The organism is Neopararhizobium haloflavum (assembly GCF_002750855.1).
GTDB lineage: Bacteria > Pseudomonadota > Alphaproteobacteria > Rhizobiales > Rhizobiaceae > Georhizobium > Georhizobium haloflavum.
Genome location: NZ_NWUC01000009.1, coordinates 81,943 through 94,153 on the forward strand (window position 1 = coordinate 81,943; position 12,211 = coordinate 94,153).

Sequence of the window (12,211 nt, forward strand, 5' to 3'; positions counted from 1 at the left end):
CCGTTCAATCAGCCTGAACTATAATCTGATCATGATAGTGCGATCGACATTCCAGCGAAGCCTCTTCATGTTGATGACATCCGCCGCCAGCGCAGCTGCGCCTTTCCCGCTGATGGCCGGCGAGCGGCCCGCCGCGGTGGAAGAACGGGTCCAATCGGCATGGCGCGCCGCACAGTCGGAAACGATTTCCATCGCCGAGGCTATGGAAAAGGCTCAGGAGCGGTTCAAAGGCACCATCATCGAAGCCGCCATCGATGCCGGCCGGCCGCACGAAAAGACCGACGTGGTATTCGAGCTTCGTATGCTGACAGAGCGTGGCGACATCCTGAAGATTCGAATCGATGCCCTGGACGGAACGATCCTTGAGGCTGATGGGCGCGGTCTCGTTGACGCGAGACGCTTACCATGAGGGCTTTGGCCGTCGAAGATGATCCGCGGATCGCCGAGCAACTCAGGCAGGCCCTGACCATGGCCGGCTTCGCAGTCGATGTCGCCCATGACGGCGAGGAAGGCGAATTCCTCGGGTCCACCGAAACCTACGACGTTGTTGTGCTCGACCTCGGCCTGCCCAAAAAGGATGGCCTTTCCGTGCTCGAAAGCTGGCGGCGGGCCGGACGTACCGTCCCGGTTCTCATTCTGACGGCACGCGACGACTGGTCAGAGAAGGTGCGCGGCTTTCGTGCCGGAGCGGACGACTACGTCGTCAAGCCGTTCCGGATGGAAGAAGTCGTGGTTCGCTGCCGCAGCCTGGTGCGGCGTGCCGCCGGCCATGCGACCAGTGAACTGACATGCGGGGCGCTGACGCTCGATACGCAACTTGCGATCATCACGTTTAACGGACTGCCGCTCAAGCTGACGGCATTCGAGACACGGATGCTCGCTTATCTGATCCACCACGCCGAACGTCCGATCACCCGAACCGAGCTCAGCGAACATCTTTACGAGCGCGATACGGATCGTGACTTCAACTCCATTGAGGTGATCATCGGGCGGCTTCGCCGCAAGATCGGTCGCGACATGATCGAAACGATCCGCGGCCAGGGCTATCGTTTGTCCGCCGGTGGTGGCGAGACTCGATGACAATGCGCTCACTCCGGCTGCGGCTGATCGTTCTCGCGATCGTCTGGACCACGGTCGCCATCATCGTCGCAGGCTTCGTGATCTCTTCTCTACTGCGCAATTTCGTCGAACATACGTTCGACGAGGCGCTCTCAGCGACCATGGTCGCCGTAATGGCCGGCACTGAATTCGACCAGGCCGGCAATCTCGTCATCTCCAACTCGGTCGTCGATCCGCGATTCGATCAGCCGCTCTCGGGGTGGTACTGGCAATTGAACAATGCGCAGGAGGTTCTCTCCCGCTCCCGCTCGCTCTGGGATGTCGATCTTGGACTCGCGGTTGCAGAGCCGGACGGAACGATCACCACGCAAGAGGTCGGCGGCCCGGGCGGGGAAATGATTCGCCGCATGGCCAGGGATTTCACCGTGCCCGGCGGCACGCAGCGTCTGCGCGTGATCGTCGCCATGCCGGTTGCGGTGATCGATGAGGAAGTTGCCTCCGTGGTGGAGCCGCTGATCGTCTCTCTCCTCCTTCTGGCAACCGGTCTGTCACTGGCAATTGCCCTTCAGGTCCATTTCGGTCTTGCGCCGCTTCAGCGGCTCGGACGATATCTTGCAGAAGTTCGGCGCGGTGATCGAGAGCGAATTCCACCGCAAACTTACAGCGAAATCAGGCCGATCGCGAAAGAACTGAATGCGCTGCTTGATCACAATCAATCCGTGATTGCGCGCGCTCGGACTCACGTCGGCAATCTTGCCCACGGACTAAAGACGCCGCTCGCCGTCCTCGAAAACGAGATTGCCGCGCGAAACGAGGGATGCAATGGAAGGCTGGCGGAGGTGTCTGCGACGATGAACCGTCTCATCCGCCATCATCTGCGCCGGGCCCGATCGGCCGCGGCTCACGGCATACTCGGCGCACGAACGCCGGTCCGCGCAACACTTGATGACCTTTTGCCCGTTTTTAAAGGGGTCTACGCTGATCGGGCCATCTCGATTTCGGTCACGAGCCTTGGTGACGCGTTCTTCGCCGGCGACCGCCAGGATCTGGAGGAAATGCTCGGGAACCTCATCGACAACGCCTGCAAATGGGCAGCCTCAACAGTCGTGATCCATGCGACCAACTCGGCCAACTCGGTGGAAATCTCCGTATCCGATGACGGTCCCGGCATGTCGAAGGCTCAGATCGATGCCGCCCGATCGCGCGGCGTTCGTCTGGATGAGGCCAAGCCCGGGAGTGGGCTCGGTCTGGCGATCGTCGACGACCTCGTGCAACTCTACCAAGGACAACTCAGTCTGACTGCCGGAGCGTCGGGCGGTCTTGACGCGCACCTGACCCTTCCGAGGGTAAACTGACGCGCGGTCAACTCGCGATATAGGCCTTCATGTCCTCGGCTTCGCGTTCAACCTCCATGATGCGCCTGCGCACCACGTCGCCGATGGAAACAATGCCACCAAGTTTGCCATCGATTTCCACCGGCAAATGGCGGAATCGTCCGTTGGTCATGATCTCCATCACTTCATTGACGGTGTGAGTCTCGCGGCAGGTCACAACCTTCCGCGTCATGGCGCTCGACACCGGCTGGCCCAGCACCTCCGCCCCGGCTTCGGCGACGGCACGGACGATGTCCCGCTCGGACAAGACACCGAGGATCTGACGCTCGGCGTTTACGATAATGACGGCGCCGATCTTCTTACGCGCGAGAACAGCAGCGGCAGCGGCCAGCGTGGCCGATCTCTCAAGCGTTTCGACCTCCCGGCCCTTCTCGTCCAGAATTACCTTCACCGTCATCGCATCCTCCACGCCAGTTCCTGCCCCGCACGGCACCATAGCCGGCCACCATCATGATCGTGCGGCGCGATGCGGCAATTTGCAAGCCGGCCGTTCGGTCCATCCGCATGATCAAAATGGCCTGTCAGTGCCAGTCCCGCCGGTCGAACACGGCGAAGAGCAGGAAGCCGCACAGAAAGCCGCCGATGTGCGCCTCCCATGCGATATCCATCGTTCCCGAGGGGTCGCCACCAAACCCGAGCGCGGCGAGCGCATTGATGCCGAACCAGATGCCGAGATAGATCAGAACGGTGCGGTTGGTCAGGGACTCGGCGATCGACAAGCGCGGCAGAAAGTGCGCCTTGTCGCGACGGAAACGCCCATTTTCGGGAAACGCAAATCGCGCAGCCGCGCCCATCAGACCGGAAACGACGCCCGACGCCCCGATTACAGGAATTTCCTCGCCCCAGTGAAGCGCCAGATGCAGCGTAACCGCCGCCACCGACGTAGCGATCCAGAACGCGCAGAAGCGCGCCGTTCCGATCCGACGTGCGACAACCGCACCGAACGCAGCCATCCAAACCGAGTTGACGATGAGGTGCGCGAAACTGCCGTGCAGGAACGAATAGGTGACCGGAGACCAGAGCCAGGCCGGCGATTGGTCAGACAGTGGAACGGCGTAACGAAGCGGAATGAATGCCGTTTCGACAATCACGCGCAAATCCTGCCCACGGTCCAGCAGACCGACCCGTGCAAGATGGACCGCCCACACGATGCCCATGAAGATCAGCACGATACGGGGGAGATTGAAGATCGGCTCCCTGGGACGCTCCCTCAGCGCCTCCTGCATCGGCGGATGCAAGGACTGGGCGTCGGGCTCGGCATCGTTCGTCAAATTCGGTTCTCCAAATGGTTACCCCGCCCTTCCACGGGAACGCAGGCTTTCCAGACTTGGTATGGTGCGATGACGAAGTCAAATCGCCGGCCTCGATGCACAGCTCTGCCGGACCGGGGCTAAAAAAAGAGGCCGTCCGCAGGTATCGGACGGCCTCAACAGCTTCAGGCTGGGATGCCGGAAACATGGTCGAACTGGAGATGAGCCACGATGCCACAAGGTGGGATGCAGCTCAACATCAACAATCTGTTAACCCTAACGCAGCCATGGCCAAGAAAAAGGCCGCCAATGCGTGAGCATGGCAGCCTTTCTCCTCATCGAGATGGTCGCGATCAGGCTTCGTCGGAAGACTCGTCCTTCTTGGCAGCAGCCTTTTTCTTCGGTGCGGCCTTCTTCTTGGCGGGCTTCTTGTCGGCGGCTTCGGCCTTTGCCTCGCCGTCCTCGTCTTCATCCGCCATCAATTCTTCCTTGGTGACGGTCTTGTCCGTCACCTCGATCTCGCCGAGCAGGTGATCGATCACCTTCTCTTCAAAGATCGGAGCGCGCAGCGAGGCCGCGGCGCCCGGCGTCTTCTGGAAGTATTCGAGGATCTGCTTTTCCTGCCCGGGATACTGCCGGATCTGGTCATAGACAGCACGTTGCATCTCCTCATCGGAAACCGTCACGCCGGCCTTCTCACCGATTTCGGAAAGAACCAGACCGAGACGAACCCGACGCTCGGCCAGCTTGCGGTATTCTTCGCGCGCGGCCTCTTCGGTCGTGTCTTCGTCCTCGAACGTCTTGCCCGACTGTTCCAGGTCACGGGTGATCTGGGTCCAGATGTTGTTGAACTCCGCATCGACCAGGGTCTGCGGCGCGTCGAACTTATAGAGCGTATCCAGCTGATCGAGGATCTGCCGCTTCACTTTCTGACGCGTCATCTGGCCGTACTGGCTTTCGATCTGGCCGCGCACGACTTCACGCAGCTTGTCGGCTGATTCCAGCCCGAGCTTCGTTGCAAGCTCGTCGTCGATCTTCAGCTCCGCAGCCTTTGCGACATCCTTCACGGTGACGTCGAATGTTGCTTCCTTGCCGGCAAGGTGGGCGGCCGGGTAGTCCTCGGGAAAGGTGACGGTGATCGTCTTCTCATCGCCAGCCTTGACGCCGACCAGTTGCTCTTCGAAGCCGGGAATGAAGCGGTTCGAGCCGATCACCAGTTCCGCGTTCTCGTCCTTGCCGCCGTCGAATGCTTCGCCGTCGACCTTGCCGAGATAGTCCATGGTGACGCGGTCGCCGTCGGCCGCCTTGCCCTTCTTGGTCTCGTACGTCTTGGCATTCTCCGCCACACGCATCACCTGTTCCTCGACCTCCTCGTTCGGAACGTCGACGACTTCACGGGTGACCTTGAGCTTGGAGTTGTCCTGCAATTCGATCGCAGGAATGACTTCATAGGCGACAGAGAACTCGAAATCCTTCTTGGCGTTGAGGATTTCGTTCGCTTCCTCTTCGTCCTCGGTCATCTTGATCTCGGGCTGCGTAGCAGACCGTTCGCCGCGTTCGGTGAGGATCGCACTCGGCTTGTCGCGAATGATCTCGTTGACGAGATCGGCCATGAACGATTTGCCGTACATCTTCTTGAGGTGCGACATCGGCACCTTGCCGGGCCGGAAGCCGTTCAGCCGCACCTTGCTTTTTGCATCGGCCAGCCGCTCGTTGAGCTTCTGCTCCATTTCCTGAGCCGGAACGACGACCTTGATCTCGCGTTTCAGGCCTTCGGCCAGGGTCTCGGTAACCTGCATTGTCAAACCTTCTTGATAGTGTCTGGCAGCGCTCGACGCGGGTGGAGCGCTGAACCTGAATTCATTGTGCCTGAAGCGGCGTTCGATCGTTTCTGGTGCGGGTGGAGGGACTTGAACCCCCACGGCTTGCGCCACCAGAACCTAAATCTGGCGTGTCTACCAATTCCACCACACCCGCTCGGATACCCCATAGGACGATCGACGCTGCAAGGGCATCCTCGAGCGCGCGTCTCTATATCACTCGATTCCTGACGTTCAAAGGAAAAATGCTGCCAATCGCCCTGCCGCCAGCCCTACCTTGATGGCGGTGGGCGGCGCGCTGCAGCCGGCAGAGCTTGGCGTGAAGAAAAATGATGCCCAGCCCCTTCCCGCGGTGCGTCATCGTACCTAAATGCAAAGTCACGGCGATGACAGGTCGGCAAGTCGTTGACCTTCTTTCATGAAGGCGAATTTGTTGACGTTGTCGAGAACCGCGTAAGGTGCATAGCTTCCATGTGAATATTGCACTGCACAAAGTTCTCGAATCGCTTATTATGAGACCATCGAATGGTTTTAAGGATTATTCGATCGCCGACCGGGCGTTAATCGGCACCGGAATTCGGAGTGGCAATCTCCTCCTCCCATTGCCTCTTCGATACGATGGATGGTTATCCTCCTCCCAACCATCCATCACCATAAGTAGCGCCCGCCGGATCTCCTCCCCCGGCGGGCGTTATTTTTTGTCCAGGCCGGACAGGCAAGGCGCGGATCGCTGCTTCGGAAACAGGGTCGGCAGGGCCCAAGCGGCTGGTGTGAAGCTCCGGTTAATTTCCGCACGGTTTCTCATGCAGTGGGTGCATAGCCAAGATGCTTCTTTCGCACTGCACAAATGCCGCTTCACTCCCTATGTTCCGGCTATCGAATTCAGCCGCGCTGACGCGGCCGCAAGAAGAAGGATGAAGACGATGAACGTGACACGCTCTTTCAACAACTGGCGCAAGTTTCGGCAGACCTGCAACGAACTGAACCGCATGTCGGACCGTGAGCTGAGCGATATCGGTGTCAATCGCGCCGACATCTCGCGGATCGCTCGGGCCGCAATCTAAGCGGCTTTTAGAATTCGGCTTGAACGCTCCTCCTCCCAGCGTTCGCCGAACAGGCCGGCAGCCCTTCTCCTCCCAACTGTCGGCCATTTCACAAAGCCTGCTGGCACGATCGTGCCGGCGGGCTTTTTCGTTATGAAACCCCTTGCGCCGCCGCCGCCGTATTGGCGTTGCCCGTTTCACTTTCTGCCGTTTTTTTTCGCACGATGAACCGTGCGCCTTCATTCTCTGCAAGCAGCGCGCAGGCTGCATATCTGACGCCTAATGTTTGCGCTTCATGCGCAAGGATTGGGCGCCTATATCGGGCGCAATGCTGCACCGCACTATCGCGGTCGCCTCACAGGAACATTGACATGAGCATGATCGCCTCCGCCCGCGCGTGGCTGAACCACCGCCGCACGATGAGCCAACTCCGTGGTCTCTCCAACGAGGCTCTCGAGGACATCGGTCTGACGCGCTACGACGTCACCCACACCTTTGGCTCGCGCACCTCGCGCTGATATTCGCGCCGCGGTGCGTTGGCGCGATCGGACGAGCGTGCTAGAAGCCCGCGATGACGATGGATAACGATGCCCTCCCCGATGCCGCCGCGACGCCTGTTCATGTGATCGGAGGCGGTCTTGCCGGCTCGGAAGCCGCATGGCAGATCGCGGAAGCTGGTGTGCGGGTGATCTTGCACGAGATGCGCCCGGTTACTCCGACCGATGCGCACAAGACCGACGGGCTCGCCGAGCTCGTGTGCTCGAACTCGTTCCGGTCCGACGACAGCGAGACGAACGCCGTCGGTGTGCTCCATGCCGAGATGCGGCTTGCCGGTTCGCTCATCATGGCCTGCGGCGACCGCAATCAGGTGCCTGCGGGCAGCGCTCTGGCGGTGGATCGCGACGGGTTTTCCGATGCGGTCACTCAGGCGCTTGAAGCCCATCCCCTGGTCGAAATCGTGCGGGAAGAGGTGCCGGGGCTGCCGCCCGCCGAATGGGCCTCGACGATCATCGCAACGGGTCCACTGACCGCGCCTGCCCTCGCGCACGCCATCCAACATGAGACCGACGCCGACGCTCTCGCCTTTTTCGACGCCATTGCGCCGATCATCCATACCGATTCGATCGACATGGACATCTGCTGGCATCAATCGCGCTACGACAAGGTCGGTCCAGGCGGCACCGGCAAGGACTACATCAATTGTCCGATGACGCGCGATGAGTACTACGCCTTCATCGATGCGCTGATCGCCGGCGAGAAGACCGAGTTCAAGGAATGGGAAGGCACGCCCTATTTCGACGGCTGCCTGCCTATCGAGGTCATGGCAGAACGCGGACCGGAGACACTTCGGCATGGGCCGATGAAGCCGATGGGGCTGACCAACAGCCACAAACCCGACGAAAAGCCTTATGCCGTTGTGCAGCTACGCCAGGACAATGCGCTTGGAACGCTTTTCAACATGGTCGGCTTTCAAACAAAGCTGAAATATGGTGCCCAAACGGCCGTTTTCCGTATGATCCCCGGCCTTCAGAATGCGGAATTCGCAAGGCTCGGTGGGCTACACCGAAACACCTACATCAATTCTCCGGTTCTGCTCGACCCTTCTCTGCGGCTGAAATCACGCGCCAGCATCCGTTTCGCAGGTCAGATCACCGGCTGTGAGGGCTATGTGGAATCGGCGGCCGTTGGGCTGCTTGCGGGACGATTTGCTGCCGCCGAGGCGCTGGGCAGCCAACCGTCGCTCCCACCTGGAACCACGGCGATGGGGGCCCTGCTGAATCATATCACGGGCGGCCATCTGGTCTCCGATGATGAGCCCGGCAAGCGGTCGTTTCAGCCGATGAACATCAATTTCGGGCTGTTCCCGCCGCTCGATGCCGGTGCGATCGTCAAGCCGGAAGGGGTCAAGCGATTCCGGGGCAAGGACAAGGCGATTGCCAAGAAACGGGCGACCGCACGGCGCGCGCTAGCCGATTGCGCGGAATGGCTGGGCCTCCAACAGCCGGGAATCGCTGCCGAGTAGACCGTCTCTGCAGATTCCGGACTTCTCATCGCTCCTAATTCTAATTCCAATCCGCCTGATTGAGCAAAACGGTCGCGACGACGCTGTCGACGGTCGGTCCATCCCTTCGGCCGTGAACGTGGCTGGCGACCAGCGCCAGTCGCTTGGTGCCCGACGACAGATCGACACGTTCGCCCCCGCGCTCGCCGCCATCCGCCCAGACAGCGCGTTGGTCCGTGCTGAGCGCAAAACGCACCGTCGTCTCGCCGCGATGCACGAGAATGGCACTGCCTTCGAGTTCGATGGAAATCTCTGCACCGCCGGGCATCGAGATGGGCTGCGAGGCATTCGTTCCGATCGCGAGGCTCGGGATGACAACGTCAAAACCGGAAGCATCGATTGCCGGCGATTCCGGCATTGCACGGCTGAAATTGGGTCCATCCACCCTGAACCCGGCCTGAAGATCGACACCATAGGCCGATGCGACCTGCTCGATGGGACTAGCGCCGTCGGCGTCCGCGTCGCTGAAGTCGGCCTCGTCCAGCGCCACCACATCCAGGCCGTGATGCGTCTCGAGAAAGCGGAGGATCGACGAGGCCTCAGCCTGCTGTGAATCGGCAACGCGTCCATCATTGCCGAGCAGTCGTTCAAACCGGTGGCTCTGGCTGGAAATCGATGTCTGGATTGCGCCGAACGGACCAAAGGAGGCGATCAGCAAGGCGAGTACCGGCAATGCTGCCATCGGCCGGATGTCTCCGCGAAAACGGGACCACAGCTGAAGGACGACGACGATCAACGTAACCAGGCCGAAAAGAACCAGAAGGTAACGTTCCGGCGTGATGCCGTATGCAGCAATCCGCTGATAGGCCGCAAGGAACAGCAGTCCGACCGGCACAGGAAGAATAAAGCGCCAGATGCGGATCAGCGTACGCATCGGCGGCCGCGATGCCCTGAGGAAGGGATGGAGAACCATCAAGGCTGCGAAAAGGCAGAACCCGAAAGTCAGGACGAGCCAGCCTACCTGTCCCTCGGGCCATTCACCCGAGACAATGATCTTGGCCGCATAGACATGCAGCAATGCGGCGTAGATCAGGATCATCGGCGCTGCCACGAACTCGCCGAGCGTGCGCAGGCTTGCCTCGACATGCCGCGGAGCAGCCTCCGTGATCGTCTGGTCGAATGTTCGCGGCAATTGCCCGATTCCGAAGAGCGGCGCGGCCAGAAGGCCGGTGGTCATCCAGACATGGCCATAAAGGGATTCGGGCACCTCGATTCCGAAAAGATAGCTGAAGCTGGCAACGATCGCGGAGAGGCCGCCGGCGATGAGCAGAAGCGCGAAAAGTGCGAGCAGGCCGGCAAACATCACCGCAACGACGAACATCCAGAATCCGTCGCTCGTCCCGCGCGCAATAAAAGGTCCGACGAGCACGAATCCGGCTATTGCAGCCAGAAATGTCCATTCGTAGAGATGCACCGCTGTATCGAAGTGGCCGATCGCATAAATGGCGGCGGCGGCCAGCAACGACGCCGCATGGCGAAGCGCCGGGGCGATATCATGGGATTCACAGGTGAGCGCGATGGCAAGCGCCGCCATCGCTGAGGTGGCCAGTGGTAGACCGTTTGCTTCGAACAGCCGCTCGGCCCAAGCCCAGCCTCCGACAGCCGCATTGGCTTGGACGGCCATGACCAGAAGCACCAGGGCCGCCACTGGAAACCGGGCGATCGCGTGCTGCGTCCCAGCCAACATATCGGCGCCAACGCTTCGCCATCCGGCGATTGCACGATCTGCGGAGAGATCATGCATCGCCGCCACCATCTCCGGCTCGTTCGTCGGAACGGTTCTCAATTGCAAGCGATCCTACGAGCCAGAGCGCGACCTCCGCAGCATCAGCCGCGCTCTTGAACCGGAAGCTTCCGCCGGGGAAACTCACTTCACGAAAATCGAGCACGAGTGTGCGCTCATCAGGCGAAGGAGCGACACGGACGGCGTTCGCCGGCAGCAACCGTGTCAGAAAATGCCGTCCGACCGGCTGAACGAAGCCGGCCCGCCCGTCAGCCAGACGGAGGAAAGCAGCCTCATGCCCCGCCGTCATCACAACGCTGCGAATGGCAAGGGCGGGATAGGCCTTGCCGAATTCCACGATCGCCGCTCCGGCATCGTCGATCCGCGAGTTGCGAGTCTCCGTCCCCGACTTTCGGATCGACAAGGCTATGACGCACAGAACGGCAACACTGATCGCAATGAGCACGCTGAGACTCATCTCCTGGCCCTTTCCCCAAGATAGACGCAAAACGGAGCGTTGGCCTTACGTCCACGTCAAGGCTTGCAGGGAAAGATGGACAATTCAAGTCGTGTCCGAACGCTCAGATGCGCCCCGTAACGCGCGCCTTCAGCAGGATCAACTGACGTTTCCATTGTGCGATGGACGGCGCCTCGTGCCGAGGGTCGATCCCGCGTCGGCGCTCGGCTTGTCGAAATATCGGCTCGGCGAGCGCGACCGGCAACAGCGCGGCGAACGCATCCCCCGTTGGTCGCACCGAAGCGTTTCTCACCTCGTCCAGATGCTCACGGCCGTACGCCACCAGCGCCGCCACCAGACGTTGCAACCCTTCTTGTGGCGGATCACCGAAGAGAAGATCGCGATCAAGACCGCAGGCAGCGAGAAGGTCGCCTGGTACGTATACCTGACCTCGTGCCGAATGGATCGGCATCATCTGCAAGGTTCCCGCCACCGCCTGGGCAACGCCGGCGTGGCCGGCCGCATGGGCCGAACGGGACGCGGTCTCCGGCGCGAGAATGAGAAAGCTGAGCTGGATCAGCGCCGACGCCGTTTCGCCGGCATAGCCTTCGAAAGTCTGGCGATCGGGCATTGGATCATCATAGAGATCGAAAGTACGCGCATCGAGATAGGCCGCGAATGTAGAAACCGGCAATTTGTGTGCGGCAATCACGTGGGTCAGAGCTTCTGCCAGAGGATTTCCGGCAGGACCATCCTCAGAATGTGCCGTAACGACGTCGCGCCACCACTGGATGCGCATTTCCCCGGCGATCGGCTCCGTGACAAGCTCGCGCAGTCGCGCGATCTCGGCATTGAACAGATAGAGCGTGGCCAGCGGCCCACGAGCAGCTTCTGGAGCCAGAAGGCAAGCAAGATAACGATCGCGATCCAGGTCCCGCAATTGCGTGAGACAATAGGCGAAACATTCGGCGATGCGCTCGGGGGCAACGTTGCCAGCGTCGCTCATCTCTGGTCTCAAACGGCTATCAGCGCGGCCGCTACCGCACGCGATTCCGAAAGCATGACGTTGTAGGTGCGAACGGCCGCGCCCGTGCTCATCGGGTCGGATGTCATCCCTGCGTCGCGGAGCAGCGTCTTGATCTGGCTGGGGATGAGACGAATATCGCGCCCGGTCCCGATAAGCAGTGTCTCGATCTCTCCTGCATCCGCCAGCACCTTGGCGAACTGGTCCGGATCGAAGAGCGTCTCTTCGCTCGCCGCCCAGCCATGGATGCCGGACGGCAGGCAAAGAAGCGAGCCCCGGTGTGACATGTCTGCGAAGCGAAACCCGCCATTGCCATAAGCGTCGATCGGCGCTCTGCCGGGAAAATGCGCATCGCGGATTTCGATACCCTTGGCCATCG

General features: G+C 60.7%; 13 protein-coding genes and 1 tRNA gene. 6 read left to right on the forward strand and 8 right to left on the reverse strand.

Annotation, left to right across the window (positions count from 1 at the left end; genetic code table 11):
• Positions 1 to 67 precede the first annotated feature (67 nt).
• From CN673_RS17900 to CN673_RS17910, 3 genes are read left to right on the forward strand one after another with little or no spacing between them, the layout of a single operon-like run.
• Positions 68 to 409, forward strand: coding sequence for a PepSY domain-containing protein (locus CN673_RS17900; RefSeq protein ID WP_099867773.1), 342 nt, complete (start codon positions 68 to 70; stop codon positions 407 to 409).
• Positions 406 to 1,080, forward strand: coding sequence for a response regulator transcription factor (locus tag CN673_RS17905; protein WP_099867774.1), 675 nt, complete (start codon positions 406 to 408; stop codon positions 1,078 to 1,080). Before CN673_RS17900 ends, CN673_RS17905 begins: the two co-directional genes overlap by 4 nt.
• Positions 1,077 to 2,414 (forward strand): ATP-binding protein, encoded by a 1,338-nt coding sequence (locus CN673_RS17910; RefSeq protein ID WP_099867775.1) that lies wholly within the window; start codon positions 1,077 to 1,079, stop codon positions 2,412 to 2,414. The genes CN673_RS17905 and CN673_RS17910 overlap by 4 nt, the downstream gene beginning before the upstream one ends.
• 7 nt (positions 2,415 to 2,421) lie before the next feature.
• Here CN673_RS17910 and CN673_RS17915 read toward each other — a convergent pair whose 3' ends face one another.
• The 4 genes from CN673_RS17915 to CN673_RS17930 form a co-directional block, all read right to left on the reverse strand.
• Complete coding sequence (locus CN673_RS17915) at positions 2,422 to 2,850, reverse strand: CBS domain-containing protein (protein ID WP_099867815.1); 429 nt, start codon at positions 2,848 to 2,850, stop codon at positions 2,422 to 2,424.
• A gap of 124 nt (positions 2,851 to 2,974) precedes the next feature.
• On the reverse strand, positions 2,975 to 3,679 hold the full coding sequence (locus CN673_RS17920; protein WP_099867816.1) for a rhomboid family intramembrane serine protease: 705 nt from the start codon (positions 3,677 to 3,679) through the stop codon (positions 2,975 to 2,977).
• Positions 3,680 to 4,056: 377 nt separating this feature from the next.
• A complete protein-coding gene (gene tig / locus CN673_RS17925) occupies positions 4,057 to 5,502 on the reverse strand; it encodes a trigger factor (RefSeq protein ID WP_099867776.1) in 1,446 nt (481 codons plus the stop codon).
• 93 nt (positions 5,503 to 5,595) lie between these two features.
• Positions 5,596 to 5,680 (reverse strand) — tRNA-Leu (locus CN673_RS17930).
• Positions 5,681 to 6,446: 766 nt separating this feature from the next.
• Here CN673_RS17930 and CN673_RS17935 point away from each other — a divergent pair.
• From CN673_RS17935 to trmFO, 3 genes are all read left to right on the forward strand, one after another.
• Complete coding sequence (locus CN673_RS17935; protein ID WP_099867817.1) at positions 6,447 to 6,587, forward strand: DUF1127 domain-containing protein; 141 nt, start codon at positions 6,447 to 6,449, stop codon at positions 6,585 to 6,587.
• Positions 6,588 to 6,937: 350 nt separating this feature from the next.
• Positions 6,938 to 7,084: a DUF1127 domain-containing protein gene (locus CN673_RS17940; RefSeq protein WP_099867777.1), complete on the forward strand. Its 147-nt coding sequence runs from the start codon at positions 6,938 to 6,940 to the stop codon at positions 7,082 to 7,084.
• A gap of 53 nt (positions 7,085 to 7,137) precedes the next feature.
• Positions 7,138 to 8,589, forward strand: a complete 1,452-nt coding sequence (trmFO, locus tag CN673_RS17945; protein WP_245409980.1) for a methylenetetrahydrofolate--tRNA-(uracil(54)-C(5))-methyltransferase (FADH(2)-oxidizing) TrmFO — start codon at positions 7,138 to 7,140, stop codon at positions 8,587 to 8,589.
• Positions 8,590 to 8,629: 40 nt separating this feature from the next.
• Here the strand turns inward: trmFO and CN673_RS17950 are convergent, their stop codons facing one another.
• From CN673_RS17950 to CN673_RS17965, 4 genes are all read right to left on the reverse strand, one after another.
• Positions 8,630 to 10,414, reverse strand: coding sequence for a DUF4153 domain-containing protein (locus CN673_RS17950; protein ID WP_198586048.1), 1,785 nt, complete (start codon positions 10,412 to 10,414; stop codon positions 8,630 to 8,632).
• Positions 10,365 to 10,829 carry a hypothetical protein gene (locus CN673_RS17955; RefSeq protein ID WP_099867779.1) on the reverse strand — a complete coding sequence of 155 codons (465 nt, stop codon included), beginning with the start codon at positions 10,827 to 10,829 and terminating at the stop codon, positions 10,365 to 10,367. Before CN673_RS17955 ends, CN673_RS17950 begins: the two co-directional genes overlap by 50 nt.
• Before the next feature lie 103 nt (positions 10,830 to 10,932).
• Positions 10,933 to 11,814: a phytoene/squalene synthase family protein gene (locus tag CN673_RS17960; RefSeq protein ID WP_099867780.1), complete on the reverse strand. Its 882-nt coding sequence runs from the start codon at positions 11,812 to 11,814 to the stop codon at positions 10,933 to 10,935.
• Between the two features lie 8 nt (positions 11,815 to 11,822).
• A complete protein-coding gene (locus tag CN673_RS17965) occupies positions 11,823 to 12,209 on the reverse strand; it encodes an Mth938-like domain-containing protein (RefSeq protein ID WP_099867781.1) in 387 nt (128 codons plus the stop codon).
• Positions 12,210 to 12,211 lie beyond the last annotated feature (2 nt).

Coding starts and splice junctions, on each gene's coding strand:
- CN673_RS17900 (WP_099867773.1), top strand. CDS start 68: ATGTTGATGACATCCGCCGCCAGCGCAGCTGCGCCTTTCCCGCTGATG.
- CN673_RS17965 (WP_099867781.1), bottom strand. CDS start 12,209: ATGGCCAAGGGTATCGAAATCCGCGATGCGCATTTTCCCGGCAGAGCG.
- CN673_RS17940 (WP_099867777.1), top strand. CDS start 6,938: ATGAGCATGATCGCCTCCGCCCGCGCGTGGCTGAACCACCGCCGCACG.
- CN673_RS17920 (WP_099867816.1), bottom strand. CDS start 3,679: ATGCAGGAGGCGCTGAGGGAGCGTCCCAGGGAGCCGATCTTCAATCTC.
- CN673_RS17915 (WP_099867815.1), bottom strand. CDS start 2,850: ATGACGGTGAAGGTAATTCTGGACGAGAAGGGCCGGGAGGTCGAAACG.
- CN673_RS17935 (WP_099867817.1), top strand. CDS start 6,447: ATGAACGTGACACGCTCTTTCAACAACTGGCGCAAGTTTCGGCAGACC.
- CN673_RS17910 (WP_099867775.1), top strand. CDS start 1,077: ATGACAATGCGCTCACTCCGGCTGCGGCTGATCGTTCTCGCGATCGTC.
- CN673_RS17905 (WP_099867774.1), top strand. CDS start 406: ATGAGGGCTTTGGCCGTCGAAGATGATCCGCGGATCGCCGAGCAACTC.
- trmFO (WP_245409980.1), top strand. CDS start 7,138: ATGACGATGGATAACGATGCCCTCCCCGATGCCGCCGCGACGCCTGTT.
- CN673_RS17955 (WP_099867779.1), bottom strand. CDS start 10,829: ATGAGTCTCAGCGTGCTCATTGCGATCAGTGTTGCCGTTCTGTGCGTC.
- CN673_RS17960 (WP_099867780.1), bottom strand. CDS start 11,814: ATGAGCGACGCTGGCAACGTTGCCCCCGAGCGCATCGCCGAATGTTTC.
- tig (WP_099867776.1), bottom strand. CDS start 5,502: ATGCAGGTTACCGAGACCCTGGCCGAAGGCCTGAAACGCGAGATCAAG.